This is a genomic window from Rugamonas fusca (assembly GCF_014042365.1).
In the GTDB taxonomy this organism is placed as follows: Bacteria; Pseudomonadota; Gammaproteobacteria; order Burkholderiales; family Burkholderiaceae_D; genus Rugamonas; species Rugamonas fusca.
In genome coordinates this window covers 49,968-75,541 of the sequence record NZ_JACEZS010000015.1, presented here as the reverse complement: position 1 = coordinate 75,541, position 25,574 = coordinate 49,968, and the positions used below count along the sequence as shown (strand labels likewise).

Here is a 25,574-nt window from a genome sequence, read left to right as displayed (position 1 = left end):
GCTCCCGGTTCAGGACACGGCCAGCGCATCGGCGCCGGCCTGCCAGCGCGCCAGCCATGGCTGGTAGAAATCCATGGACTGCGGCACCGCGCCAGAGATGCCGCAGATGGCGCCGGCGAAGGCGTTGGCACGCGCCAGCATCAGCGCCAGCGGCCAGCCCTGCGCGCGGCCGTGCAGGTAGACGGCGGAGAACGCATCGCCCGCACCCACCGTATCCACCACGCGCAGCGGCGCATGGCTGACCAGGCTGGCCGTCATCACGCCATCGGCGCCGAAGTGGATGGCGCCGCGCGGGCCCAGTGTGACGATCAGGCCTTCCAGCGAGAAGATGCGCAGCAGCCGCGAACAGGCCGCATGCAGCGCGGGACTGGTGGCGTCGGCCGTGCCGGGCCGGTCGTGCGTGTACCAGTCGAACAGCGCTTGCAATTCCTCCTCGTTGACCTTGACGATGTCGGCCTGGTGCAGCGATTCGAACACGCTGCGTTCCACCACCTGGCCGTCGCGCACGTTCAGGTCGAGGAAGCGCTTGGCCGGCGACGCCGCCAGCAAGGCGCGCAAGGCCCCGCGGCTGGCCGGATTGCGCTGGGCCAGCGTGCCGAAGTACAACACGCCGGGATCGGTCGCTTGCAGCGCCGCCAGCGCCGCTTCCGTCTCGATGTAATCGTAGGCCTGGTCGGCCAGGATGATGAAGCGGTGCCCATCGGCGCCGCGCTCCACCACCACGCGGCCGGTGGCTTCGGTGGGGTCGGTCTGCAGACCCGTTTGCGGCATGCCGTAGCGCTCGAATTCGGCGCGCACCAGCGCGCCGTTCTTGTCCTGCCCCACGCGCGTGATCATCAGCGTGGGCACGCCGAAGGCGGCCAGGTGGCGCGCCATGTTGAACGGTGCGCCGCCCACCACCTGCTCGGTGATGAAATCATCGACCAGGGCTTCGCCGAACACGGCGATGGCGTTGAGGTTGGCGTTGCCTTCGGCGTTGCCGCTGGCGTTGGTCTCGTTGTCGCACATGGCGTGCACTCCTTCCGTTCGTTGTTGCGCGCTCATGCGGCACGCTCGCTCGATGGCTGGCCGTCTGGCCGCTCCAGCCACAACATGGCCCATGGTTCCAGCATCGTTTCGCCGGCCAGTATGCGGCCGTCCTGGCAGCACGTCCAGTCGCCGTCCAGCGCCACCGTGCGGGCCTGACCGGAAAAATTCATCAGCACCAGCAGGCGCGGGCCGCGCGCCAGCGCCAGCACGGCCGGGTGGCCCGCGTCCAGCGCGGCGCGTGGGGCGCCGGCGGCCAGCGCGTCGTGACGCCGGCGCTGCAGGATCAACTGGCGCAGCGCGCCGTACATGCGGCCTGGGATGGTGCTGGCGTCGTGGCGGACGGCCCAGCGCTCGCGGTCGAAGCGGGGCCGTTGCAGCCAGCGGCTGTCCATGGCGTGCTGGGGACGCGCGGTGTAGCTATAGTCATTGGTCTGGGCCAGTTCATCGCCCATGTACAGCACAGGCAGGGCGCCAAAGCTGAGCGCCAGGCCATGCAGCAGCAGCGTGCGGCGCAGCGCCAGTTCGCGCTGGCCGGCCGTGTCGGCCGCTTCCAGCCCGGCCAGCGACGCGGCCATGCCGTTGCTGCCGTGGGCCGCGTTCGGATCGCTGCTCTGGAACGCGGCGCCGCGCGCATAGCTGCCGTTGGCGCCGGCGAAGAACTGGGCTACGCGGGCCAGCCGGGGGTTCGGGTCCTGCCCGTCCGCGCCCGCCTCCGCGCGCAGCACGTTCCAGCCGATGTCGTCATGGCAGCGCACGTAACTGAGCCAGCTGGCCGCAGGCGGCAGCGGTGGCGTATTGGCGGCCACGGCGCGCAACAGGCCCGCGTCCTGCTCGGCCAGGGCGGCCCAGCCAGCGGCCATCAGGCTGCTGTGGTAGGCAATGTGGCATTCGGGCGCCGCATCCGAACCGAAATAGGCGGGCAGCTCGCGCGTGGGCACGATAGCCTCGGCCTTGAGCAGCACGCCCGGCGCCACGATGTCGACGATGGCCCGCATGGCTTGCAGCAGTTGGTGCGCTTCCGGCTGGTTCATGCAGTTGCTGCCTTCGCGCTTCCACAGGAAGGCGGTGGAATCGAGCCGGAACACTTCGATGCCGCGATTGGCCAGCTGCAGCAGGGTTGCCGCCATGGCCGCGAACACGGCCGGGTTGGCGTAGTTCAGGTCCCACTGGTAGGGATAGAACGTGGTCCAGACCCAGCCGCCCAGCGCCTCGACGTAGCTGAAATTGCCCGGCGCGACCTGGGGGAACACCTGGCCCAGCGTACGCTCGTAGCGATCCGGCATGGTACGGTCGGGGAACACGTGGAACATGGCGCGCATGGCTGCGTCGCCCGCGCGCGCGCCCTGCGCCCACGCGTGGTCGTCGGCCACGTGGTTGAGGATGAAGTCGGAGCACAGGCTGATGCCGGCCACCCGCAATTGCGCCGTCAGCGCTTCCAGGTCGGCATTGCTACCCAGTTCCGGTTCCACTTCGTCGAAGCTGGCCACGGCGAAACCACCGTCGTTCTCGCCGGCGCGCGCGCGCAGGAACGGCAGCAGGTGCAGATAGCTCACGCCCATGGCCTGCAGGTGCGGAATCTGGCGCGCCACGCCTTGCAGGTCGCCGCCGAAGTTCTGCACGTAGGCGCAGTAGCCCAGCATGCGCTGGCTGAGGAACCAGTCCGGCTCTGCGGCGCGGGCCGCGTCCAGCCGGCGCAGCGCTTCCGGACGGGCTGCGTACAGCTGGCCCAGATTTTCCATCAGGTCGCCCAGCCAGGCGTCGAAGCCGGCGTGGCCGCCATACAGGCCGGCCAGCAGCTTGCGCAGCGCCGGTTCATGGGCGGCCAGACGGCGCGCAGCAACCGGCTGCAGCGGCGCAGGTAATGCCGCCAGCAAGCGTTCGGCGGGAGGGGAAATATTCGTCATGGTGGGGAGAAAAATAAGGGCAAGGCGCGGCCCGCCGGATTGGCAGGCCGCGCCGGAGTTGCCTTGTTTAGAAGGCGTAGTTCAGGCTCAGCTTGACCGAGCGGCCCGTGATGGAGCGCGCCGCGTGGCCGTCGCCTTCCACTTCCGTGTAGCCGATCTTGTCGAACAGGTTGTTCGCGCTCAGCGACACCACGGCCTGCTGCGACAGCTGGTAGTTCACGAACGCGCTCACCACCTGGTAGGCCGGCATGATGATGGTGTGGGCGTCATCAGCCCAGGACTTGCCGGTGCCGACGATGCTGCCGCCGACCGTCAGGTCGTTCCAGGTGTAGGTCGGCGCCAGCTGGTACACCACCTTGGCCTGGCGGCGCGGCGTGTTGCCGATCACTGCCACGTCGCCAGGCGCGGTGCCGGTGATCTTGGCATCGGTGTAAGTGAGACCACCGTTGATGCGAAAGTCGCCCGCGTTGTAAGCCGCTTCCAGTTCCGCGCCCTTGGCGTCGTAGCTGTTGGCGGTGCTGCGCTGGGTGGTCGCCTCGTAATTGGTTTCATCCGTCTTGGCCTGGAACAGCGTGACGAAGGTGCTCACGCCGCCACGCCGCCATTTCAGGCCGCCTTCGAGCTGCTTGACGGTGTTGATGTTGATGGGTGCCGTGCCATCGAGCGGGGTGCCGAACAGGATGCGGTCGGCGTTGAAGGCCACGCCGTCGCTGACGCGGGCAAACAGCGCCAGGTCCTTGGTCAGGCGGTAGTTGCCGCCCACCGAATACGAGTTGTGGTTGATCTTGTAGTCCACCATCTGGGTGTTGGCGGCGTCGTAGTGCAGGCCGGCGGTGGCGATGTTGGCCGTGCCGCTGGCGCGCTGGCGGTCCTGGCGCACGCTGGCGTCCACGTTCAGCGGGCCCTGTTCGTAGCCCACGTTCAGGTACGGCGACGTCAGCTTGTACTCCATGTCGACGGCGCGCATGCAGCAGCCGCCCCAGGCCGGGCCCACATAGCCGGGCGTGGCGCTGGACGTTTGCAGCAAGGCCGGCTTGTCGCCCGTCGCTTGCAGCAGGTACTGGTTGAAGTTCCACGTCAGGCCCAGTTGCTGGGTCGAGGCGTACAGGCCGGCCGTGCCGGTCAGCTTACCGCCGTTGGACAGCTGGAAGGTCTTGGACAGCTTGGTGTCGTTGAGCGTATTGCCGGCGTCATCGATGGAGGTGTTGAACACGACCGCGTTGAAGGCCAGCCCGTTGTATGCCTTGCCCTTGTTGGGACCGGTGGCGAACACATAGCTGCCCACGGTACCGTTATCGGCCGGGAACACGCCGGCGAAGCGGCCGCTGTTGCTGGCCTTGCGGAACTTGTCGCTCAGGGTCCAGCCGCCGCCCAGGTCGAACGAACCTTCCAGGCCCAGCGCGTCGCTCTTGACGCGCAAGCCGTCGTTGACGTTGGTGGAGACCGGGTTGTTGTTCTTGTCCAGCACCACGTCGCGCACCCAGTACGGCGAGTAGAAGCTGACCTTGCGCGGGTCGATGCCGGGGATTTCCGTGACCTGCTGGTTCACCACGCGCACCGGCACCGGCAGTGCCGTGGGCGACTTGTCGTCCAGGTGCTTGAACGAGATGCGGATGAAACCATTGTCCAGGTCATGGGTGACGTTGCCGCGGATCTGGCCGCCGCTCTCCGTGCTCAGGCCCGTGTTGCGGATGCCTTCGCCGCTGCGATAGTGGCCGCCGATGAAGAAGCGGGTCTTGTCCGAGACCGGCGCGCCGTAGTCGAAGTCGTAGCGGGTTTCATCGTAGCCGAGGCCGCGGCTGATGCCGATATGGCCGCCCTTCTCTTCGCCCGTCTTGCTGATGAAGTTGATGATGCCTCCCGGCGAGTTGGTGGCCAGCGTGGAGGCCGAGCCGCCGCGCACCACTTCCAGGTGGTCCAGCGTGCCGTCGATCTTCACGTAGCTGTCGGGCGTGATGAAGTTGAAGTCGCCCGACTGCAGCACGGGCAGGCCGTCTTCCTGGATCTGCACATAGCGCGCGCCGCCGGCCGAGATGGGCACGCCGCGCACGGTGATGTTGGCGTTGCCTTCGCCGCCCGACGATTCCGAGCGCACGCCCGGCACCGAGCGCAGCACTTCGGCCGCGCTGGTGGGCACGGATTGCTTGATCGCGTCCGGGTCCATGGTGGAGATGGAGACGCTGGACTTCATCTTGGTTGCGCCGCCCGTGGTGCCGGTGACGACGATGCGTTCCAGGTTCAGGCCATCGGCCGGCTGCGCGGCGGGCGCGGGAGCGGCGGCGGGCGCGGCGGCGGCATCGGCCTGCTGCGCATGGGCGGCGCCCAGTTGCAGCATGGCGAGCGCGACGGCTGCGGCCACGCCGCTCAGTTTGACTTTCGATTGTTCCATGGTTCTCCTCCAGGTATGTGCACCGCGTCTTGGCGGCGGTTGGACTCGCGTTCAGCGCAACCTGTTGAGCCGGTTGTCATTGTGCTGAATTACTGAGCAGGTGCGCCATTATTCCTCGATTGCGAAATTATTGCAATCGATTGCAATGCAGCGGCGCAGCATGGAAATTCTAACCATGACGCAATCGGCTTGCTCTATGAAATCCGCAAAAACAGAGGATATCTGCGTGATGAAATACAATATTTATGCTGCGATGCAGCACAAAAATGTCGCATATTTGCAAATAAAATTGCAATCGGTTGCAATTTAGTTGAGTACGCAACTATCTGGACTTGCGTAGCGGATCAGCGGGAAGTGGGCGCCACGCTGCTGTCGCGCACGACGAGCTCCGTGGGCAGCAGCCGCGACGGCGCGGGCCGGCCTTCCGTCAATTCCAGCAGCGCCGCGACGAGGGCGCGGCCCGCCTCGCGCATCGGCTGGCGCACGGAACTGAGCGGCGGATGGAAATAGCTGGACAGCTCGATGTCGTCATAACCGACCACGGCCACCTGCCCCGGCACGTCCACGCCGTGCTGGCGCAAGGTGTTCATGGCCGTCATGGCCAGCAAATCGCTGCACGCGAACACGGCGTCGAACGCCACGGCGCGGCGGCGCAGTTCCAGCACGCCTTCGCTGCCGCCCTGCGGCAGGAACGATACATCGACCTGCAATTGGGGATCGGGCGCCAGGCCAGCGGCGGCCAGCGCCTCCGTATAGCCCTGGTAGCGCTGGGCCACCTCGGGCAGTCCCGTGTCGCCAAGGAAGGCGATGCGGCGCCGGCCCTGCTGCAGCAAGTGGGCCGTAGCCAGCCGGCCGCCGGCCACATTGTCGCCGCCGACGGTGCAGTACAGCTGTTGCGGCAATTGCGCGCCCCACACCACCATGGGCACATGGCGCGCGGCCAGTTGATTGAGCTGGTCGTGGTGGCGCCACTGGCCGATCAGCACCACGCCGATCACGCGGCCCGTGTCGAACGGCGCGGCGGCCGCGTCGAGCTGCTCGGCGTCGACCCGGCTCACCAGCATGTCGAAGCCCTGCTCGGTAAGGGCGTCGGCCAGGCTGCCCAGCATGGCCAGGAAGAACGGATCGGTCAGGTGCTGGCGGGTGGCCGAATCGTACGGGATCACCACGCCAATGGTGCGGTTCTGCTTCAGGCGCAGGTTCTGCGCGCCAATGTTGATGGTGTACTTGAGCGAGCGGGCCAGCTCCATGATGCGGGCCCGGGTTTCGTCGTTGACCAGCGAGCTGCCGCTCAGCGCGCGCGAGACGGTCGAGGTGGACACGCCCGCCAGGCGGGCGATGTCGGCCATCTGCAACCGCTGTTGCTGGGCCGGCGTCGGGCTATCGGCCGCGGGCGGCGTGGTCTTGGGCACAGGTCAGGCCAAATGCCGGCTTACTGCGGCACCGTGTCCTTGAACGATGGCCGCTCGGCCAGCTTATCGTGCAGGCGGGCCAGGTTCGGGTGGGTGCCGCGCCAGTCGATTTCCGGGAAGCGGAACGCGAACCAGCCCAGCGCGCAGCCGACGGCCACGTCGGCCAGCGAATAATGGATGCCGGCGCAATAGGGCTGGTCGCCCAGCTTGTCGGACATCGAGGCCAGGCCCAGCTCCACCTTGCGCAACTGGCGCGCGATCCAGTCGGCGCTCTGCTGCTCAGGCGGACGCAGGGTGCGTTCCAGGCGCACCAGCACGCCCGCGTCGAGCACGCCGTCGGCCAGCGCTTCCCAGCACTTGATGTCGGCGCGCTCGCGGCCGTTGGGTGGCAGCAGCTTGCAGACCGGCGTGAGCGTGTCGAGATACTCGACCATCACGCGCGAATCGATCATCACCGTGCCGTCTTCCATGATCAGGCTCGGCACCTTGCCCAGCGGGTTCAGTTTCTGGATCGTGGTCTCGGAGGCCCACACGTTCTCCAGTTCAAACTGGTAGTCGAGCTTCTTCTCCGCTAACACGACACGGACTTTGCGTACATAAGGACTGGCGAGGGAACCGATGAGTTTCATAGACGCTACGAGTAGAAGATTAGGTAACAGTATAGCATCGGCCCATCGCATTGGCGGCGCGCGTGGTCAAGCCGGCGTAGCGGCGCAACAGGCGGGTGCTCCCGGCCAATGGTAAAATGCGGGTTTGCCCGCGCCTGGGAGGCGCCGCCAGCGACGTTGGCCCATCCTGATCGCCCCGCCGCACCGTTGCGCACCGTTGTTTTCCTGCTTTTCTTAACTTCTGCTGCCCTGTCCATGACTACTACTCCTTACTCCACGCTGTCGGCCCTGTCCCCCCTCGACGGCCGCTACGCCACCAAGACCGACAAGCTGCGTCCCATCCTGTCCGAATCGGGCTTCATGCACCACCGCGTCAAGGTGGAGATTGCGTGGCTGCAGGCGCTGTCGCTGGCCGGTTTCGACGAGATCAAGCCGTTCTCGCATGAGGCCATGAGCCTGCTCGACAAGATCGCCCACGAGTTCTCGGAGGAAGACGCGGCCCGCATCAAGGAAATCGAAGCTGTCACCAACCACGACGTCAAGGCCGTCGAATACTGGCTCAAGGAACAGGTCAAGGACATGCCGGAGCTGGTGGCCGCATCCGAATTCATCCACTTCGCCTGCACCTCGGAAGACATCAACAACACCTCGCACGGCATGATGCTGAAAGCGGCCCGCGACGGCGTGATGCTGCCGGCCCTGCAGGCGGTGATCGCCAAGCTGACGGAAATCGCCCACGCCAACGCGGCCCTGCCGATGCTGTCGCGCACCCATGGCCAGACGGCCAGCCCCACCACGCTGGGCAAGGAAATGGCCAACGTGGTGGCCCGCCTGCAGCGCGCCATCAAGCGCATCGAGCAAGTGGAAATCCTGGGCAAGATGAACGGCGCCGTGGGCAACTACAACGCCCACCTGTCGGCCTACCCCGGCTTCGACTGGCCCGCATTCTCGCAGAACGTGATCGAGCAGCGCCTGGGCCTGGTGTTCAACCCGTACACCATCCAGATCGAGCCGCACGACTACATGGCCGAACTGTTCGACGCCTTCGCCCGCGCCAACACCATCCTGCTGGACCTGAACCGCGACATCTGGAGCTACGTCTCGCTGGGCTACTTCAAGCAGAAGACCAAGGCCGGCGAAATCGGCTCGTCGACCATGCCGCACAAGGTCAACCCGATCGACTTCGAGAACTCGGAAGGTAACCTGGGCCTGGCCAACGCCGTGCTCAAGCACCTGTCGGAAAAACTGCCCGTCTCGCGCATGCAGCGCGACCTGACCGATTCGACCGTGCTGCGCAACATCGGCGTGGGCTTCGGCTACACGCTGCTGGCCTACGACAGCTGCCTGCGCGGCCTGAACAAGCTGGAAGTGAACCCGGCCCGCCTGGCCGCCGACCTGGACGCGAACTGGGAAGTGCTGGCAGAGCCGGTGCAGACCGTAATGCGCCGCTACGGCATCGCCAACCCGTATGAACAGCTCAAGGAACTGACCCGCGGCAAAGGCATCTCCAAGGATGCGCTGCGCGAGTTCATCACCGGCCTGGCCATCCCGCAGGACGCGAAAGACTTGCTGCTGGCCATGACTCCGGCCAACTACACCGGCATCGCCGAACAGCTGGCCCAGGCCATCTAAACCGGCGCGCCCCGAAAAAGGGGACGTACCCAACTTCAAGCATAATGCTGGGAGTGGGGTACGTCCCCTTTTTTCGTTTTGTTTCGCTTTTGGGCGGCGCTCAGCACGGGCGGCGATTCTTTGGTATATTGGCTCCACTTTTAGTCCTAACACGTACTATTTTCTGAGCTCCCCCATGCAACGCTATACCAAACCCGCCATGCTGCTGCACTGGCTGACCGCGCTCCTGATCATCGCCGCCTTCTTCCTCGGCTTGACGATGACGGAAATCCACGGCATCACCCCCACCAAACTCAAGTACTACTCCTGGCATAAATGGCTGGGCGTGACGGTGCTGCTGGTGGCCTGCGTGCGCATCCTGTGGCGCAAGGCCAATACGCCGCCGCCCCCGCCGGCCGGCATGCCGGCATGGCAAATCAAGGCCGCCGACGGCGCGCACCACCTGCTGTACCTGCTGATCTTCGCCGTGCCCATCTCCGGTTACCTGTACAGCTGCGCGGCCGGCGTGCCCGTGGTCTACCTGGGCCTGGTGCAACTGCCCTCGCTGATCGCGCCCAACCCGGAGCTTAAGCCTGTCTTAAAGAGCGTCCACTATGTTCTCACCATGACCATGGCCGGCGTGGTCGTGCTGCATGCGCTGGCCGCGCTCAAGCACCACTTCATCGACCGCGACGATGTGCTCAAGCGCATGCTGCCCTGATCGCCCCTCCACCCGCTACCCCACACAGGAGTTAGTTGTTATGAAAAAAACCGCACTCGTTTCCCTGCTTGGCCTGGCGATCGCCGCCAGCGCCGGCGCCGCCGTGCTCAAGACCGATGCCGCCAAGAGCACCGTGACGGCCACCTTCAAGCAGATGAACGTGCCGGTCGAATCGCCGTTCAAGAAGTTCGACGCCGCCATCGACTACAACCCGGCCGCGCCCGACGCGGCCAAGGCCACCGTCAACGTGGACACGGCCAGCCTGGACCTGGGCGAAGCGGACATGAACAAGGAAGTGGCGAAGAAGGAGTGGTTCAATTCCGCCCAGTTCCCGAAAGCGAACTTCGTCTCCACCGGCATCAAGAGCGCCGGCGCGGGCAAGCTGACCGTGACGGGCAAGCTGACCATCAAGGGCAGGGTCGCCGACGTCACCTTCCCGCTGTCCGTCAAGACGGAAGGCGGCAAGCAAGTGTTCGACGGCACGCTGCCCATCAAGCGCCTGGCCTACAATATCGGCGAAGGCGAGTGGAAAGACACCAGCATGGTGGCCGATGAAGTCACCATCAAGTTTCACGTCGTCGCTGGCCAGTAGTTCATTCATTAACCTGTACCGGAGTATCGCTTCATGAAATTGCAGATCCTGATCGCCAGCGTGCTGGCCGCGTCCACCGCCTCCGCCGTCGCCGCCACCTACAATATCGACCCCAGCCACACCTACCCCAGCTTCGAGGCCGACCACATGGGCCTGTCCGTCTGGCGCGGCAAGTTCGACAAGACCAGCGGCACCGTCACGCTGGACCGCGCCGCCAAGACCGGCGCCATGGATATCACCATCGACGCCGCCTCGATCGACTTCGGCTTCGAGAAGATGAACACGCACGCCAAATCGCCCGACATGTTCAACGTGGAGAAATTCCCCACCGTGACCTACAAGAGCAAGTCGTTCAAGTTCAACGGCGACACGCTGGTGGGCGTGGATGGCGAATTGACCATGCTGGGCGTGACCAAGCCGGTATCGCTGACGGTCAACAAGTTCAAGTGCATCATGCACCCGCGCTTCAAGCGTGAAGTGTGCGGCGCCGACGCCACGGCCGAATTCAAACGCACCGATTTCGGCCTGAACTACGCCACCCCGACCTTCGCGCCGGAAGTGAAACTGGCGATCCAGGTCGAAGCCATCAAGGCCGAGTAAGCGGCCAACCTGCGCCGCACGCGCGGCGCGCGTTCGCGACAGCCCCCGCTGGGCCGGCATGCCGGTAGCAGCGGGGGCTGTTTCATTTGCGCGCCCTGTCAGTTGCGCCAGTCATACTCCATCTGATGCGCCGTTTCCAGCGCCAGTTCGCGCCCCGCCAGCCGCTCCACCAGGTGCAGCGACATGTCGATGCCGGCCGAAATGCCGCCCGAGGTGACGATATCGCCTGCATCGATCCAGCGCCGTTCTTCGCGCACCCGCACTTGCGGGAACAGCTCGCGCAGCTGGGCGACATCGGCCCAGTGCGTGGTCGCTTCGCGGCCGTTCAGCAATCCGGCTTGCGCCAGCAGCAGCGCACCCGTGCAGACGGAGGCCACCAGTTCGCATCGCCCGGCCATGGCGGCGATCCAGGCCTGAACGTCGGGCTTGCCCAGTTCCGCCGTCACATCGCCACCCGGCACGATCAAGACGTCGATGGCGGAAGCATCGTCGAACTCTGCCTCGGGGAAGACACTCAATCCTGCACGCGCGCGCAGCATGGCCTTGTGGCGGCCTATCGTCACCACCTTGAACGGCGGCGGCGTGCCGGGGACCAGCCTGGAACTGACCCGCGTGGCGCTGGTGAACACTTCGTACGGTCCGGCGAAATCGAGCACTTCAACGTCGTCAAAAACAAAAATGCCTATGGTGCGTGTCATGTGGACTCCCTTGGTTGAAGGACTTCATTGTGCCGCGCCCGCGATTGACACAAATGACGATGATGGTTGAATATCTGCCATCATGAGAAAATTACGGACCGCACTCGCGGCCACGCCCGCGCGCAACATGAAGGCCGCCGGCATGGCCACCGATATCTGGGTACTCGCCTTCCCTGGCTTTTTGCTGCTCGACGCCAGCGGCCCGATCCAGGTCTTCTCCAGCGCCAACGACGAGGCACGCGACGCGGGCCTGCCCCCGCCTTACCGCATCCACCTGATCACGCCGGGCGGCGGCGCGGTCACCTCGTCGGCTGGCGTCAGCATGCTGGCCGCCCCGCTGCCGCGCCGCAGCCTGGCAGGCGCCACGCTGATAGTGGCGGGCGGCCAAGGCTTGCATTTACCGCCACATGCAGACGTGCGCGCCATGGCAACCCCAGGCGACGCCGTCCTGCGCTGGATCGCGCGCGCCAGCGGCGACCTGGCACGCTGCTGCGCCGTCTGCACGGGCGCCTTCGTGTTGGCGCGGGCCGGGCTGCTGGACGGGCGCCGCGCCGTCACCCATTGGCAGGACGTGGCGCAACTGCGCGCCCAGCACCCGGGCGTGCTGGTGCAGGATGACGCGATCTACGTCAGGGATGGCAAGTTCTACACCTCGGCCGGCATCAGCGCCGGCATGGACCTGGCACTGAGCCTGGTGGAGGAAGATCTCGGCCACGCCACCGCGCTCGCGGTAGCCAAGCGGCTGGTGCTGTTCCTGAAGCGGCCCGGCGGCCAGCGCCAGTTCAGCGCCGAACTGCTGGCGCAGGCGCAGCCTGAGGGCGTGAGCGCGCAGCTGACGGCGTGGCTGCGTCCACGCCTGCGGCAGCACATCGACATCGAACAGATGGCGGCCGCTTGCGCGCTTTCCGTGCGCACGTTGCACCGCAGGCTGCGCCAGGAAGCCGATCTCACGCCGGCCCAGTTGCTGGCGCGGCTGCGCATGGAACTGGCCTGCGGCCTGCTGGAGCGGCGCGGCATGACAGTCAAACAGGCTGCGCGCCAGAGCGGCTATGGCACGGAATACAACCTGCGGCGCGCGTTCGCCGCGCACCTTGGCGTGCTGCCCGGCGAATACCAATCCCGCTTCGGATGTAAGCGAATGTAAGACTCGGTAAGAGGTTGTAATCTCCGTCAACTGAAGCGTGGCGGGGCCCGTTTTCTGCTCAATGACACGGGAATTGTCCCGGCGCAGAAACCAGAAAAGGATTACACATCATGACCAAGATTATCGCTTCCCTGATCGCCGGCCTGTTCGCAACCGCAGCCTTCGCACAAACGCCAGCCACCGCCCCTGCCGCCTCCAGCGCGCCGGTCGCCGTGAAAGCTGAAGCGAAAGACAGCAAGACCGCCGTCAAAGCCGAAGTCAAGGAAACCAAGGCCGCCAAGACCGAAGCCAAAGCCGACGTGACGGCCGCCAAGACGGAAGCCAAGACCGTCAAGGCTGAAGCCAAGACCGACGTGAAGGCCGACACCAAGGTGGAAAAGGCCAAGGAAGCCAAAGAACACAAGAAAGGTGAAGAAGGCAAGACCAAGGCCGCTGCCGAAGCCGGCAAGGTCGCCAGCAAGGAAGCCGCCATCACCAAGTAAGACAAGTACGCAGCACCTGATTTGAAGTCAACGCAGCACACAACCAAACAACTGTTTAAAGGAATACTGAAATGAGCAAAATCGTCGCCACCCTGATCGCCACCCTGTTCGCCACCGCCGCATTCGCCCAGGCTCCGGCGCCTGCCGCCAACGCCACCACGGCCAGCAGCGCACCAGTCGCCGCCAAAGTCGCCGCCACGGACACCAAGGCCGCCGTCAAGACCGAAGCCAAGGAAACCAAAGCGACTCCTGCCGCCGAGGAAGGCGCCAAGCCAGCGGCCAAGCATGCCAAGGTGAAGAAGCACCACAAGGCGGAGAAAGTGGCCAAGGCCGACACCAGCACCAAGGATGCAGCCAAGACCACCGAGCCGGCAGCGCCAGTAGCGAAATAATCGTCTCAGCGTCGTCATGAAAAAGGACAGGGTTCACGCCCTGTCCTTTTTTCGTCTTACGCTTTGATTTAGCGCCGGATCGGGAAGACCACAGAGCCTACGATAACCATCTCTCCTGCTCAAACTGGTCGAGAAATATCCTCAACTGCTGGACGAAATCGCCACCCTGTAGCGCACCACCGCAAGGGCACAACGTCGAATAATCGGTTGACGAACGGACAAGCACTGTTGATACTCACGGGCGCCGCACGCCACCGTATTCGCGCGGCGCCCGTCAACGTCCCAACCGGAACCCGTATGAACAAAACTGTCATCGCGCTCGCCATCCTGAGCGCCACCGCAGCCCATGCCGACGAAGGCATGTGGATGCCCCAGCAGCTGCCACAAGTGGCCAAGGAACTCAAAGCGGCCGGCCTCAAGCTCGATCCGGCCACCCTGACCAAGCTGACCGAATTCCCCATGGGCGCCATCGTCAGCCTGGGCGGCTGCTCGGCCTCGTTCGTGTCACCACAAGGCCTGGTCGCCACCAACCACCATTGCGTGTACGGCAGCGTGGCCCACAACTCCACGCCGCAGCGCGACCTGCTGGCCAACGGCTTCCTGGCCAAGAGCCTGGACGAGGAATTGCCCGCCGCGCCGGGCTCGCGCATCTACGTGACCAAGGAAGTGCGCAACGTCACGGCCCAGATCATCAACGCCGACGTCGCCAGGCTAACCGGCAAACAACGCAACGACGCCATCGAGCACAACCAGAAAACCATGGTCGCCGCCTGCGAGCAGGACGCCGGCCACCGCTGCACCGTGTCGTCCTACTACGGCGGCCTGGAGTTCTACCTGATCAAGCAGCTGGAAATCCGCGACGTGCGCCTGGTGCACGCCCCGCCGGCCGGCGTGGGCAAGTTCGGCGGCGACACCGACAACTGGATGTGGCCGCGCCACACGGGCGACTATGGGTTCTACCGCGCCTACGTGAGCAAGGACGGCAAGGCTGCCGACTACCGCAAGGACAACGTGCCCTACCTGCCACAGCACTTCCTCAAGCTGGCCAGGGAAGGCGTGAAGGAAGGCGACTACGTGATGGCGCTCGGTTACCCCGGCCGCACCAACCGCCACCGCCTGCCGTCGGAAGTGGCGTTCACCTTCGGCTGGAGCTACCCGGCCTACGTCAAGATGTCGGGCGAGAACCTGGCCATCATCGCGGCTGAAACCAGGGACAACAAGGACACGGCGCTGAAATACGCGGCGCAGGTGGCCAGCACCAACAACTACTACAAGAATCGTCAGGGCATGCTGGACTCCTATGCCGGCAGCGACATCCTGGCCCGCAAGACGGCCGAGCATGCAGCGCTCAAGGCATGGGTCAATGCCGACCCGGCCCGCAAGCAGGAATACGCAGCCGGCATCGCGCGCGTGGAACAGCTGATGGCCCAACGCGACGCGGAGACCAAGCGCGACTTCTTCCTCGGCTACGCCCATCCACGCCTGCTCAACACGGCCCGCACGCTGTACCGCCTGGCCAACGAAAGCGCCAAGCCGGACGCCGAACGCAAGGCCGGCTTCCAGCAGCGCGACCTGCCACGCATCCAGGCCAGCGTGGCCGCCCTCGTGCGCAACTACGACGAGAAGGTAGACAAGGCGCTGGTGCTGCACGCACTGGCCAAGTACGCGGCCCAGCCCCAGGCCGGGCGCAATGCCGCCTACGACGCCGTGCTGGGTATCCACGACGGCATGAGCGAGGCCGAACTGCGCGCCGCGCTCGACACGCTGTACGCGGGCAGCAAACTCGGTGACGCCACCGAACGCGCCGCCTGGCTGACGCGCAAGCCGGCCGAATTCCAGGCCAGCACGGACAGCTTCATCAAGGCCGCCGTGGCCATGTACGGTCCCGACCTGCAGGACGAAGCGAAGGACGAGGAATTGGGCGGCAATATCCAGCAAGCCTACGCCACCTACATGAAGGCCAAGATCGCCTACATGCACAGCAAGGGCCAGGCCGTGTACCCGGACGCCAACGGTACCCTGCGCGTGACGTTCGGTCGCATCGCCGGGCGCGACCACGGCGCCGATGGCACCACCTGGACCGCCTTCACCACCGTCAACGGCGTGCTGGCCAAGGCCACCGGCAAGGGTGAATTCAACGCCCCGGCGGCGCAGCTGGCGGCCATCAAGGCCAGGGACTTCGGCAACTACGTCGATCCCAAGCTGAAGACGGTGCCGGTGGACTTCCTCGGCACACTCGACATCACGGGCGGCAATTCCGGTTCGGCCGCGCTGAACGCCAAGGGCGAGTGGATCGGCCTGGCCTTCGACGGCACGCTCGACTCCATCATCTCGGACTGGGATTACAACAAGGCCAACACCCGTGACATCCAGGTCGACCTGCGCTACATCCTGTGGAACATGAAGCACGTGGACCACGCTGACAACCTGCTCAAGGAAATGAACGCCGAATAAACCCGGCTCGCCAGTCATGCGCCATGGGAGCAGGCCACCGGCCCGCTCCCATTTTTTTCGCGCGGCGGCAGACGATTGCCAAATGCGCTACATTTAAGGTCTGTTCAACCCACTGAGAAGGAGTTGTGATGACCGCGAAGAAAATTGGCATTCTGGTAGGTAGCCTGCGCAAGGATTCCTATACCCGCAAGGTGGCGCAAGCCCTCGTGTCGCTGGCGCCGTCCACGCTGACGTTCGAGTTCATCGACATCGGCGAACTCCCGCTGTACAACCAGGACCTGGAAGAAAACGGCGCCGTCGCGCCGGCCGCCTGGACCACCTTCCGCCAGCGCGTTAATGGTTGCGACGGCGTGCTGTTCTTCACGCCCGAATACAACCGCTCGGTGCCGGCCGCGCTGAAGAACGCCATCGACGTGGGTTCGCGCCCGTATGGCAGCAGCGTGTGGGGCGGCAAGCCGGGTGCCATCCTGAGCGTGTCGCCGGGCGCCATCGGCGGCTTCGGGGCCAACCACCACCTGCGCCAGTCGATGGTGTTCCTCGACGTGCCCCTGCTGCAGCAACCGGAAGCCTACATCGGCGGCGCGGCCAAGCTGTTCGACGACAGCGGCAAGCTGGCCAACGAAGGCACGGCACAATTCCTGCAAAAGTTCGCCGCCGCCTACGACCACTGGGTCCACACCAACGCCCGGCCAGCAGGCGCCTGACGGCGCCCAGGTGCGCCGCCCGCAGGTGACGCGCGCGACTGCCCGCCGAACTAGCGCCGCACCAGCGCGAACAGGTAGCGGCCGCCCGGTGCCGCGGCCGGCAGGAACAGATCACGTTCGCCGGCCCGGCGCAGCAGCGCCATGGACTGGCCATCGCCGGCCGGCGCCAGCACCAGGTCCGCTCCCGGCAGGCGCTGGGGCAGCGTGGCCAGCTCGCCGGCCGCCAATGGCGCGCCGCTGACATAGATGCGGCTGGTGGCGTGGAAGGTGCCTATCTCCAGCAGGAAGCCTGCCGTATCCGCCGTCCCCGGCCCGCCGGGCATCGCGGTTACCCGCAGGCGCGCCTGGCCCTTGCGCAGGTAAAGCGTGTCCCACACCCGCATGGGATGGCCGGCCGTCGCCTCGCCCGGCGCCGTCGCAGGCGGCTGCGCGTACACCAGCGGCATGGCGCGCGCGGCGCCGGTTGGCACGTTCGATGCCGTCACCGCGCCGGTCCCCGGCGGCAGCACGGCCAGATCTGCCTGCCCGGCCCGGCCATCGGGCCCCACCAACGCCACCGTCAAGCCATGAAAATGTATGCTCGCCCGCCCGTGCGGCGCCAGCGCGATGCTGCCCTGCTCCGGCGCCGCCCCACCGTGGCGCGCGGCCGGCAGCTCCAGCACATAGCGCGGCCCGATCTGGGCCAGCCCCACCCGGCAACCCAGCGCCAGCAAGGCCACCACGCACACCAGCCGCCATCCATACCAGCCGCCCATCGCATCCTCCGCTTCACGACGAAATATCACGACCAAAAGCCAGTAATAGCATCGCCGCGATGGCTGGCGTTTGAAGCAGCGCAAGCATCGTAGTCCAAGGCGGCCGGCGCGCGGTCGCCGCTCAAAAATCAGGCACGAATGATACAATGCCGCCCTTGGCGCCGCGCTTACCCAGCGCGCGCGTGTTGAACAACCACCCTCTGAGATCCAGACGCCATGCACCCAGCCATGCCCACGCCTTACGAAAAAGGCAACCATAACCAGACCACCGAGTGGAGCGAATGCATCGCCTTCTACCAGGCACTGGCCCAGCGCTTCCCGCAAGTGCTGCGGTTCGAGCAGATTGGCGTGTCCGATGGCGGCGTGCCGGTGCATGCGGGCGTGGTCAGCGCCGACGGCGTGTTCGACCGCGAACAGATCAAGCGTGAAGGCCGCCCCGTCTTCTTCAACAACAACGGCATCCACCCGGGCGAACCGGAAGGCGTGGACGGCTGCATGGCCATGGTGCGCGACCTGTGCTTCGAGCCGGCCAGGCTGGCCGCGCTGGGCAAGACGGTGCTGCTGTTTGTCCCCGTCTACAACGTGGACGGTTGCCTGAACCGCGCCAACACCTCGCGCGTGAACCAGGACGGCCCGGAACAATTCGGCTTTCGTGGCAACAGCCGCCACCTGGACCTGAACCGCGACTTCATCAAGTGCGACACGCTCAACGCGCGCCTGTTCAACGAGCTGCTCACGGCCTGGGACCCGGACGTGATGGTCGATACCCACACCTCCAACGGCGCCGACTATCCGTACACGATGACGCTGATCCACACCCAGGCCGACAAGCTGGGCGGCGAGCTGGGCGCCTTCCTGCGCCACACCATGCTGCCCCACATCTACGCGCAGATGGACGCGCGCGGCTGGCCCACCTGCCCCTATGTCAACCCCGTCAAGGACAGCCCGGACGACGGCATCGCCGAATTCCTGGAAGTGCCGCGCTTCTCGACCGGCTTCGCGGCCCTGCACCACGTGATCGGCTTCATGCCCGAGACGCACATGCTCAAGCCCTACGCCGACCGCTACGAATCGATGCGCGCGCTGGTGGACGTGACGCTGGCCTTCACCGTCGCCCACGGCGAGCAGATCCGCGCACTGCGCGCTGCCGCCCGCGCCAACGACCGCCGCCGCAGCCACTGGCCCGTAAGCTGGAAGATGGACCAGCAAAACCCGTCCACCTTCCGCTTCAAGGGTTACGCGGCCAAGCGCAGCCCCAGCCTGCTGGGCAACTACCAGCGCCTGTGGTACGACCGTGGCCAGCCATGGGAAAAGGACATCGCCTACTTCAACCACTTCCCGGCCGACGTCACCGTGCGCGCGCCCAAGGCCTACATCGTGCCGCAGGCGTGGCGCGAAGCGATCGAGCGCTTGCAGTGGAACGGCGTGCAGATGCGCCGCCTGGAAGCGGCCACCACGTTCGAAGCCCAGTACTATCACATCGTCTCCGTGAGCTCGCGCCCGCATGCCTACGAAGGCCACATGTTCCACGACGAGGTGCAGGTGGAGGCGCGCACGGGCAGCTTCACCGCGCAACCGGGCGACTACTACATTGCGCTCGACCAGGACAACGCCCGCTACGCCGTCGAAACGCTGGAGCCGCAGGCCCACGACAGCTTCTTCCGCTGGGGTTTCTTCAACAGCGTGCTGGAAAAGAAGGAAGCCTATTCCGACTACGTGTTCGAAGACCTGGCCCTGCAGATGCTGGAAACGGAGCCGGCACTGAAGGCCCGATTCGAGACGTGGAAGAGCGCCAATCCGGCGCTGCAGACCGACCAGGCCAAGGTGCTGGACTTCATCTTCGAAAACGGCCAGCGCCACGCGGAGCCGGAATGGCGCCGCTATCCTGTGCTGTCGGTGTTCTGATCCCCAGCCGGCGGCCACGGGTCGCCACCCCAACCAGGTAAGACCCCACACCCGTCCCGCCCGCGCGGGACGCCGCCGCGCCGTCAGCACTGACGACGCGGCATACCACGCCAGCGCCGGCGATCCCGGCGCGCGCGTGACACGTGCGGCGCGCCCACCGGCGCGGCCGCGTAGTTCAACTAGTATCGAATCCAGAGCACTGGACCGCCGTTGCCCACAAGGTCACCGACATGCATTACGCACTGAACCTGCGCACATTTTTCTACAGCCATTACTTCCACCTGGGGCTGCGCTTCGCCGCCGGGCTGGTGGGCGTCACCCTGGTCACGCTGCAATTCGCCGGCATGGCCACCGCCATGACCGTCTGCATCGGCGCCCTGTGCACGGCCCTGATGGACATGCCCAGCCCCCTGCGCCACAAGTTCAACGAGATGTCGGCCTCGGTGCTGCTGTGCAGCGCCGTCACCCTGCTCATCAGCCTGTGCGGCCCCGTGCGCTGGCTGTTGATGACGATGCTGGTCCTGGTCAGCTTCATGGCCTGCATGATGGTGGTGTACGGGAAGAAGTCGATGCCGCTGCAACTGGCCACGCTGTTCATCATGACACTGTCGATGGAACACGACATGACGGCGCGCGAGTCCTTCATCCACACCGGCCTGTTCACGCTGGGCGCCGTGGCTTACCTGGCTTACTCGATGGCCGTGTCCTGGCTGCTGCGCCACCGCATCAAGCAGCAAGTGCTGGCCGAAGCCCTGTTCGAGCTGGCCGCCTACATCGACATCAAGGCCGACTTCTACGACACGCGCTACAACCTCACGGAGCAGTTCAACAAGCTGGTACGCCACCAAAGCCTGCTGGCCGACCGCCAGCAAGCGTCGCGCGACCTGATCCTGCGCAGCCACCAGGACCGCAAGGACGCCATCGTGGTCCAGGTCCACGTCTGCATGCTGGACCTGTATGAGCTGATCCTGTCCACCCACACCGACTATGCCCAGCTGCGCGCCCACCTGGCCGATTCGCCCGTGCTCAAGACCCTGCACGACCTGGCGTGGAAGGCCGCGCGCGACATCGAATCGGCCGCCTACGCCATCACCCGCAAGCGCGCCTCGTACCAGCAGGTGAACTACGACACCGAACTGGCCGCCGTGGAGGACGCGCTGCGCGCCCTGCAGCGCAAGGTGGACGAGGGCAAGCCGGCGCAGGAAGCGCTGGCCGTGCTGCGCGCCCAGCGCAACAAGATCCGCGCCATCCTGCACATGATAGGCCAGCTGCACCTGGCCAGCCAGAAGGCCTACGACAGCACGCCGTTCTGGATCGACGCCGACATGGGCCCGTTCCTGTCGCAGCAGAAGTACGAATTCAAAATGATCCTGTCGCACCTGCGCTGGGACTCGCCCATCTTGCGCTTTTCGCTGCGGGTGGCGATGGCGATCTCGGTGGGCCTCCTGGTGGGCGCGCACCTGCCCTACGCGGCCCACAGCTACTGGATCGTGCTCACCATCGTCATCATCCTCAAGCCCAGCTTTTCCATGACGCGCCAGCGCCGCAGCGACCGCATCGTGGGCACCGTGATCGGCTGCGTGATCACGGCCTTCATCATCCGCTACCTGAACTACCCGGCCGCCATCCTGGCGTTCCTGATCCTGTCCACGGTGGCCACGCCCACCTTCATCTACCTGCGCTACCGCTACGCGGCCATCACCGTCAGCGTGATGATCCTGCTGCAGATGCATTTGCTCGCGCCGGGCAACCACAACCTGATCATGGAACGGCTGGTGGACACCATCATCGGCGCGGCCGTGGCCACCGCGTTCAGTTTCGTGCTGGCCAACTGGGAATACCAAAGCCTGCCGCGCCTGATTCGCCAGGTGCTGGACGCCAACCTGCGCTACATGCAGGCCGCGTTCGACCTGTTGCAGGGCAAGGGCCGGGACGATTTCGCCTACCGCATCGAGCGCAAGCGGCTGATGGACAGCCTGGCCGCGCTCAGCGCCGCGCTGGTGCGCATGCTCGACGAGCCGGCCAGCAAGCAGCGCGCCGTGGAGGACATCAACCTGTTCATCGTGCAGAACTACCTGTTGGTGGCGCACGTGGCGGCGCTACGCGCCATTCTGCGCCGCCACGGCGCGGAACTGCCGGCGGCCGCCGTCAACGTGAAACTGCGCGACAGCCACCGCGAAGTGGTGGCCATCCTGGCCGCCGCGCTGGCCCAGCACGGGCAAGCGGTCGCCGGCGCCAGCATCGACGCGATGCCGGCACCCGGCGGGAGCGGCGACACCGCGCCAGCCGTGCCGTGGTCCGGCTGGCCGCTGGTGCAGCGGCGCATCCGCCTGCTGCAGGCCGATGCCGCCAAGATCATCGTCCACAGCGAGGCGATCGTGCGCGACGTGGCGTGACCAGCGGAACGCCTGGCACCGCAGATCAGCCCAATGGGACTCTGGGGTGATCGAATAGACAATACTATCCGCGTGCACGTGCAGGGCGCCGGCTTCGGCCACCAGCAAGTGATCGGCAACATCAAGCTCGAATTCACCTCCGCGCCGCCGGTGCCGCTGCCCGAACCGGAAACGTATGCGATGTTGCTGGCCGGCCTGGGGCTGGTCGGCTGCGCCCGGCGCCGCAAGGCCAGAGTCCGGGCCTGAAGCGTCTGCTGCCCGGCCAGCGCGGGCCGGGCATGGCGCCGCACGCTTGAATCGAACGCGCGACACCACTATCATGACGGACAGTCTTCATTCAACTGCACTTTGCGATGTCTGAGTCCTGCCAACATTGCGGCGCATGCTGCGCCACGTTTCGCGTGTCGTTCTACTGGGCCGAAACGGATGCCCATCCGGAGGGCACCGTGCCACACGGGCTGACCACCGCCGTGTCCCCCCATCACGCGGCCATGCGCGGCACCGAGCGCATGCCCCCGCGCTGCGTGGCGCTGGAAGGTGAAGTGGGCTGCTCCGTGGCCTGCTCGATCTACGCCCAGCGCTCCTCCACCTGCCGCGAGTTCGACGCCGGCACGTCGCGCTGCAACGACGCGCGCGCCCGGCACGGCCTGCCACCGCTGTAGCGGCCGCGCGCCGCACCAGCGGGCCGGTTGCGGCGCCCTGCCCTGCACGGCGCGCCGATCGCTGCTACCATGGCCCGATGAGTTCATCCAACCATCTTCCCCTGAGCGGCCGCGATCTGCTGGCCGCACTGTGCGTGGTACTGATCTGGGGCACCAACTTCATCGCCATGAAAGTGGGACTGCGCTTCCTCACGCCGTTCCAGCTCGGTGCTGGCCGCTACCTGTTCGCCGTGCTGCCGCTGATCCTGTTCGTCCGCCCGCCCCGCTTGCCGGCACGCTGGGTGGTGCTGTATGGGCTGTGCCAGGGGGTGGGCCAGTTCGGCCTGCTGTTCCTGTCACTCAAGGTCGGCATGTCGGCCGCGCTGGCGTCCGTGCTGCTGCAAACCCAGGTCTTCTTCACCGCCTTCTTCGGCTTCGTGCTGCTGGGCGAGCACGCCAGCCGCGCCCTGCGGGGCGGACTGCTGCTGGCCGCCTTGGGCCTGGCCTGCTTCGGCGCCAACTACCTGGCGCCGGGCCAGGCCGGCGCCACCACGGCCGGCGGCTTCGCCCTGTGCCTGGCGGCGGCGGCCATGTGGGCCGCCTCCAATATCGTCGTGCGGCGCGCCCAGCAAGCCACGCCGCAGTTCGACGTGGTGGCGTTCATGGTGTGGAGCAGCACGGTGCCGGTGCTGCCTTTCGTGGCCCTGTCGCTGGCCTTCGACGATCCGGCCACGCGCTGGCAATGGCAGGCCGCGCCGGCGCAAGTGTGGGCATCGCTGGCCTACCTGGGCTGGATGGCCACCGTGCTGGCCTACGCCATGTGGACCGGCCTGCTCAAGCGCCATCCCGTCAACCGGGTGGCGCCGTTCAGCCTGGGCGTGCCCGTGGTGGGCATCAGCGCCGGCATGCTGGTGCTGGGCGACCGGATCAATGGCTGGCAATGGGCCGGCACGGCCCTGATCGTGGCGGCGCTGGGGTGCGTGATGTTCGGCGGACGCTGGCTGAACCGCGCCGCGCGCGCGTAGGAACGGCCCGCTGGCTCAGGCGAAGCACACCTGATTGCGCCCCGATTCCTTGGCGCGGTACAGCAGCGCATCTGCCTGTTGCAGCATCGCTTCGGCCGTGCCGGCCGCCAGATCGGCGTACACGCCCATGCTCATTGTCACCTTGAGGCCGGGCTGCACCTCGTGCCACGGGAAGCCTTCGATCAGGTGGCGCAGCTTGTCGCACAGGGCCGCCGCTTGCGGCAGCGCCGTCTCCGGCAGCGCGATCACGAATTCCTCGCCGCCGTAGCGCGCCACCAGGTCCGACAGCCGCATGTGGCCGCGCAGGATTTCACCCACCTGGCGCAGCACGGCGTCGCCCGTCGCGTGCGAATACTGGTCGTTGATGCGCTTGAAGAAATCGATGTCGCCGATCACCAGGCTCAATGGCCGCTTGTGGCGCACGGCCTGGTTGAACAGGGTGGTGGCCTGCTCATCGAAGTGGCGCCGGTTGTACAGCTTGGTGAGCGCGTCGCGCACGCTCAGTTCGCGCAACTGGTCGGCCTGCTCCAGGATGGTCTGGTGCGACGCGCTCAGCTCCTTGTGGCTGCGCGCCAGCTGCTCGCTCATGGCATTGAACGCGTTGGCCAGCGCCGCCACCTCATCCTTCCCATGCACGGGCACCCGTTGCAACAGCGAGCCCCCGTGCATGGCGCGCACGGCGTCCGTCAGGCTGCTCAGCGTGCGGCTCAGGCGTTTGCTCAGCAACACGCCGAGTACCAGCGCCAGCACGGCCGCTCCCGTTACGCCGGCCAGCAGCGCTTCGCGCATGGCCGCCAGGTACTGCAATTCTTCCTTGCTGGGGGTGAACACGCCTTCCGGTGAAATATAGGCCGCCACCTGGCCCGCCACCATGACGGGGCGGGCATCCTTGCGGGCGGCCGCCGGCAACGCTTCGCCGGGCCGGTACACGCCCGCACCCAGCAACACCTTGTAATCCTGGTCGGCGACGATGAAATGGAACGGCGGCTCGTTGCCCGGGCGGGGGCCCGGCGGCGGTGGCGGACGCTCGCCCGGCCGCTGGCCGCCCGGCTCCCTGCCGCCGGCATCGGCCGGGCCCGCACCGGGCGGTGGCGGCGGCGGACCGCCCTCCTCGCCCGGCATGGGACGGGGGCGACCACCGGGGCCATCGAAGTCCGGCCTGAACCGGGGCCGGCCATCCGGTTGCGGCGGCATGCCCGGCCCGCCATCGTCGGGTGGCGACAGGCGTCCGCCCGGCGCCGGTCCCGGCTCGCCATCCGCAGCGCGAGGCGCGTCCGACGACGCCGCTTGCGCCCCATTCTGCTGCATCGCAACATCCAGGCGCTCCGCCGCCTGCGTGCGGTGCATGAAACGCTCGAACGGTTCGGCCGCGTTGGCGGCCTGCCAGCCGCCATATTGCGTCAGATATGCGCTCAGGTACTTGTAAAAGTGGTCGGCCACCTGCTGGCGCCGTATCAGGTCCACCTTCTTGTTGATCCCCACGTACGCCAGCCCGCCCACCATTGCCACGGCGGCCAGCCCGCTGAGCAGCAGCGCAAGCATAAATCGTATACGCAAGGACATATATCACCCCGTCTTCGTCATATTGCAAATTGGACAGTAATCATACCCCAGCGCAGTCCCGTTCCCAGAGGGGAAACGCGGTATTTCCCCCACTTTTTCGTTGCTCATGGGAATGAAAGAATTACATTACTAAATCAAAGTTATGCAGTTTCTGTATGGATACCATCACGAATCAAAAGTTTGTTTATTACTGAATCAGTCCTATACTGCACTGCAACAACGGACGAAAAAGGAGCTTCAAATGAGCACTGCACACACCCACCTGAGCTACAACGACTATGCCGCTGGCGGTTACGCCAGCAACGTTGCCCACGCAGCACGCGGCCTGCTGGCCGCCCTGTTCGCGGTCAAGCCGCGCGCGGAAGAACAGGCTTTGGAAGCGCAGCGCTACGAAGAAGCGACCTATCTGTCCCGCATGGCCGACGACTACGAGCACATCGCGCCGAACCTGTCGGCCGAACTGCGCTTCATGGCCTCGCGGGGCTGATCATGCAAGTCCTGACGCCGCTTCCCGCCATCCTGGCAACCGTGGGCCTGGTTCTGCGCCTG

General features: G+C 66.0%; 22 protein-coding genes and 1 pseudogene. 15 read left to right on the top strand and 8 right to left on the bottom strand.

The window, feature by feature from the left end; all coding sequences use genetic code 11:
- Positions 1-9: 9 nt before the first annotated feature.
- The 5 genes from H3H36_RS17470 to H3H36_RS17450 form a co-directional block, all read right to left on the bottom strand.
- Positions 10-1,044, bottom strand: a complete 1,035-nt coding sequence (locus tag H3H36_RS17470) for a PfkB family carbohydrate kinase (RefSeq protein ID WP_229219962.1) — start codon at positions 1,042-1,044, stop codon at positions 10-12.
- Positions 1,041-2,933, bottom strand: a complete 1,893-nt coding sequence (locus tag H3H36_RS17465) for an alpha-amylase family protein (protein ID WP_182219378.1) — start codon at positions 2,931-2,933, stop codon at positions 1,041-1,043. The genes H3H36_RS17470 and H3H36_RS17465 overlap by 4 nt, the downstream gene beginning before the upstream one ends.
- A 67-nt stretch (positions 2,934-3,000) precedes the next feature.
- Complete coding sequence (locus H3H36_RS17460) at positions 3,001-5,322, bottom strand: TonB-dependent receptor domain-containing protein (RefSeq protein ID WP_182219377.1); 2,322 nt, start codon at positions 5,320-5,322, stop codon at positions 3,001-3,003.
- Positions 5,323-5,666: 344 nt separating this feature from the next.
- Positions 5,667-6,734 (bottom strand): LacI family DNA-binding transcriptional regulator, encoded by a 1,068-nt coding sequence (locus tag H3H36_RS17455; RefSeq protein WP_182219376.1) that lies wholly within the window; start codon positions 6,732-6,734, stop codon positions 5,667-5,669.
- Between the two features lie 20 nt (positions 6,735-6,754).
- Positions 6,755-7,363: a glutathione S-transferase family protein gene (locus H3H36_RS17450; RefSeq protein WP_182219375.1), complete on the bottom strand. Its 609-nt coding sequence runs from the start codon at positions 7,361-7,363 to the stop codon at positions 6,755-6,757.
- Positions 7,364-7,597: 234 nt separating this feature from the next.
- On the opposite strand from H3H36_RS17450, the gene purB reads away from it, so the two are divergent.
- The 4 genes from purB to H3H36_RS17430 all read left to right on the top strand — a co-directional run bounded on the left by purB (position 7,598) and on the right by H3H36_RS17430 (position 10,866).
- On the top strand, positions 7,598-8,974 hold the full coding sequence (gene purB, locus H3H36_RS17445; protein ID WP_182219374.1) for an adenylosuccinate lyase: 1,377 nt from the start codon (positions 7,598-7,600) through the stop codon (positions 8,972-8,974).
- A 175-nt stretch (positions 8,975-9,149) separates the two neighbouring features.
- Positions 9,150-9,674: a cytochrome b gene (locus tag H3H36_RS17440; RefSeq protein ID WP_182219373.1), complete on the top strand. Its 525-nt coding sequence runs from the start codon at positions 9,150-9,152 to the stop codon at positions 9,672-9,674.
- 40 nt (positions 9,675-9,714) lie between these two features.
- Positions 9,715-10,266, top strand: a complete 552-nt coding sequence (locus H3H36_RS17435) for a YceI family protein (protein ID WP_182219372.1) — start codon at positions 9,715-9,717, stop codon at positions 10,264-10,266.
- A 33-nt stretch (positions 10,267-10,299) separates the two neighbouring features.
- Positions 10,300-10,866 carry a YceI family protein gene (locus H3H36_RS17430; protein ID WP_182219371.1) on the top strand — a complete coding sequence of 189 codons (567 nt, stop codon included), beginning with the start codon at positions 10,300-10,302 and terminating at the stop codon, positions 10,864-10,866.
- A 98-nt stretch (positions 10,867-10,964) separates the two neighbouring features.
- On the opposite strand, the gene H3H36_RS17425 is transcribed toward H3H36_RS17430, so the two are convergent.
- Positions 10,965-11,564 carry a DJ-1/PfpI family protein gene (locus tag H3H36_RS17425; protein WP_182219370.1) on the bottom strand — a complete coding sequence of 200 codons (600 nt, stop codon included), beginning with the start codon at positions 11,562-11,564 and terminating at the stop codon, positions 10,965-10,967.
- A gap of 82 nt (positions 11,565-11,646) precedes the next feature.
- On the opposite strand from H3H36_RS17425, the gene H3H36_RS17420 reads away from it, so the two are divergent.
- The 5 genes from H3H36_RS17420 (at position 11,647) to H3H36_RS17400 (ending at position 16,740) form a co-directional block, all read left to right on the top strand.
- A complete protein-coding gene (locus H3H36_RS17420) occupies positions 11,647-12,708 on the top strand; it encodes a GlxA family transcriptional regulator (protein WP_229219961.1) in 1,062 nt (353 codons plus the stop codon).
- A gap of 110 nt (positions 12,709-12,818) precedes the next feature.
- Positions 12,819-13,190, top strand: a complete 372-nt coding sequence (locus H3H36_RS17415; protein ID WP_182219369.1) for a hypothetical protein — start codon at positions 12,819-12,821, stop codon at positions 13,188-13,190.
- A 71-nt stretch (positions 13,191-13,261) separates the two neighbouring features.
- Positions 13,262-13,582 (top strand): hypothetical protein, encoded by a 321-nt coding sequence (locus H3H36_RS17410; RefSeq protein WP_182219368.1) that lies wholly within the window; start codon positions 13,262-13,264, stop codon positions 13,580-13,582.
- A 297-nt stretch (positions 13,583-13,879) separates the two neighbouring features.
- A complete protein-coding gene (locus H3H36_RS17405; protein ID WP_182219367.1) occupies positions 13,880-16,036 on the top strand; it encodes a S46 family peptidase in 2,157 nt (718 codons plus the stop codon).
- A gap of 128 nt (positions 16,037-16,164) precedes the next feature.
- Positions 16,165-16,740, top strand: coding sequence for an NADPH-dependent FMN reductase (locus tag H3H36_RS17400; RefSeq protein WP_182219366.1), 576 nt, complete (start codon positions 16,165-16,167; stop codon positions 16,738-16,740).
- Positions 16,741-16,790: 50 nt separating this feature from the next.
- Here the strand turns inward: H3H36_RS17400 and H3H36_RS17395 are convergent, their stop codons facing one another.
- Positions 16,791-17,525: a hypothetical protein gene (locus H3H36_RS17395; protein WP_182219365.1), complete on the bottom strand. Its 735-nt coding sequence runs from the start codon at positions 17,523-17,525 to the stop codon at positions 16,791-16,793.
- Positions 17,526-17,711: 186 nt separating this feature from the next.
- Between H3H36_RS17395 and H3H36_RS17390 the strand changes: the two genes are divergently transcribed.
- The 5 genes and pseudogenes from H3H36_RS17390 (at position 17,712) to H3H36_RS17370 (ending at position 23,462) form a co-directional block, all read left to right on the top strand.
- Positions 17,712-19,400, top strand: coding sequence for a M14 family zinc carboxypeptidase (locus H3H36_RS17390; protein WP_182219364.1), 1,689 nt, complete (start codon positions 17,712-17,714; stop codon positions 19,398-19,400).
- A gap of 230 nt (positions 19,401-19,630) precedes the next feature.
- Positions 19,631-21,796 (top strand): FUSC family protein, encoded by a 2,166-nt coding sequence (locus H3H36_RS17385; protein ID WP_182219363.1) that lies wholly within the window; start codon positions 19,631-19,633, stop codon positions 21,794-21,796.
- A 156-nt stretch (positions 21,797-21,952) separates the two neighbouring features.
- Positions 21,953-22,042: pseudogene (locus H3H36_RS27740) on the top strand (PEPxxWA-CTERM sorting domain-containing protein); the annotation flags it as partial.
- Positions 22,043-22,149: 107 nt separating this feature from the next.
- A complete protein-coding gene (locus H3H36_RS17375; RefSeq protein ID WP_182219362.1) occupies positions 22,150-22,458 on the top strand; it encodes a YkgJ family cysteine cluster protein in 309 nt (102 codons plus the stop codon).
- 77 nt (positions 22,459-22,535) lie between these two features.
- Positions 22,536-23,462 (top strand): EamA family transporter, encoded by a 927-nt coding sequence (locus tag H3H36_RS17370; protein ID WP_182219361.1) that lies wholly within the window; start codon positions 22,536-22,538, stop codon positions 23,460-23,462.
- A 15-nt stretch (positions 23,463-23,477) separates the two neighbouring features.
- Here H3H36_RS17370 and H3H36_RS17365 read toward each other — a convergent pair whose 3' ends face one another.
- Positions 23,478-25,004, bottom strand: coding sequence for a GGDEF domain-containing protein (locus tag H3H36_RS17365; RefSeq protein WP_229219959.1), 1,527 nt, complete (start codon positions 25,002-25,004; stop codon positions 23,478-23,480).
- Between the two features lie 262 nt (positions 25,005-25,266).
- Here H3H36_RS17365 and H3H36_RS17360 point away from each other — a divergent pair, with 262 nt between their 5' ends.
- Positions 25,267-25,512 carry a hypothetical protein gene (locus tag H3H36_RS17360; protein ID WP_182219360.1) on the top strand — a complete coding sequence of 82 codons (246 nt, stop codon included), beginning with the start codon at positions 25,267-25,269 and terminating at the stop codon, positions 25,510-25,512.
- The last annotated feature ends 62 nt before the right edge of the window (positions 25,513-25,574 follow it).

What these genes read in the sequence shown, in the direction of transcription:
- H3H36_RS17430 (WP_182219371.1), top strand. Translation starts at nt 10,300, where the DNA reads ATGAAATTGCAGATCCTGATCGCCAGCGTGCTGGCCGCGTCCACCGCC.
- H3H36_RS17420 (WP_229219961.1), top strand. Translation starts at nt 11,647, where the DNA reads ATGAGAAAATTACGGACCGCACTCGCGGCCACGCCCGCGCGCAACATG.
- H3H36_RS17370 (WP_182219361.1), top strand. Translation starts at nt 22,536, where the DNA reads ATGAGTTCATCCAACCATCTTCCCCTGAGCGGCCGCGATCTGCTGGCC.
- H3H36_RS17385 (WP_182219363.1), top strand. Translation starts at nt 19,631, where the DNA reads ATGCATTACGCACTGAACCTGCGCACATTTTTCTACAGCCATTACTTC.
- H3H36_RS17410 (WP_182219368.1), top strand. Translation starts at nt 13,262, where the DNA reads ATGAGCAAAATCGTCGCCACCCTGATCGCCACCCTGTTCGCCACCGCC.
- H3H36_RS17360 (WP_182219360.1), top strand. Translation starts at nt 25,267, where the DNA reads ATGAGCACTGCACACACCCACCTGAGCTACAACGACTATGCCGCTGGC.
- H3H36_RS17435 (WP_182219372.1), top strand. Translation starts at nt 9,715, where the DNA reads ATGAAAAAAACCGCACTCGTTTCCCTGCTTGGCCTGGCGATCGCCGCC.
- H3H36_RS17390 (WP_182219364.1), top strand. Translation starts at nt 17,712, where the DNA reads ATGCACCCAGCCATGCCCACGCCTTACGAAAAAGGCAACCATAACCAG.
- H3H36_RS17460 (WP_182219377.1), bottom strand. Translation starts at nt 5,322, where the DNA reads ATGGAACAATCGAAAGTCAAACTGAGCGGCGTGGCCGCAGCCGTCGCG.
- H3H36_RS17470 (WP_229219962.1), bottom strand. Translation starts at nt 1,044, where the DNA reads ATGAGCGCGCAACAACGAACGGAAGGAGTGCACGCCATGTGCGACAAC.
- H3H36_RS17450 (WP_182219375.1), bottom strand. Translation starts at nt 7,363, where the DNA reads ATGAAACTCATCGGTTCCCTCGCCAGTCCTTATGTACGCAAAGTCCGT.
- H3H36_RS17440 (WP_182219373.1), top strand. Translation starts at nt 9,150, where the DNA reads ATGCAACGCTATACCAAACCCGCCATGCTGCTGCACTGGCTGACCGCG.
- H3H36_RS17375 (WP_182219362.1), top strand. Translation starts at nt 22,150, where the DNA reads ATGTCTGAGTCCTGCCAACATTGCGGCGCATGCTGCGCCACGTTTCGC.
- H3H36_RS17425 (WP_182219370.1), bottom strand. Translation starts at nt 11,564, where the DNA reads ATGACACGCACCATAGGCATTTTTGTTTTTGACGACGTTGAAGTGCTC.
- H3H36_RS17400 (WP_182219366.1), top strand. Translation starts at nt 16,165, where the DNA reads ATGACCGCGAAGAAAATTGGCATTCTGGTAGGTAGCCTGCGCAAGGAT.
- H3H36_RS17365 (WP_229219959.1), bottom strand. Translation starts at nt 25,004, where the DNA reads ATGCTTGCGCTGCTGCTCAGCGGGCTGGCCGCCGTGGCAATGGTGGGC.
- purB (WP_182219374.1), top strand. Translation starts at nt 7,598, where the DNA reads ATGACTACTACTCCTTACTCCACGCTGTCGGCCCTGTCCCCCCTCGAC.
- H3H36_RS17465 (WP_182219378.1), bottom strand. Translation starts at nt 2,933, where the DNA reads ATGACGAATATTTCCCCTCCCGCCGAACGCTTGCTGGCGGCATTACCT.
- H3H36_RS17415 (WP_182219369.1), top strand. Translation starts at nt 12,819, where the DNA reads ATGACCAAGATTATCGCTTCCCTGATCGCCGGCCTGTTCGCAACCGCA.
- H3H36_RS17405 (WP_182219367.1), top strand. Translation starts at nt 13,880, where the DNA reads ATGAACAAAACTGTCATCGCGCTCGCCATCCTGAGCGCCACCGCAGCC.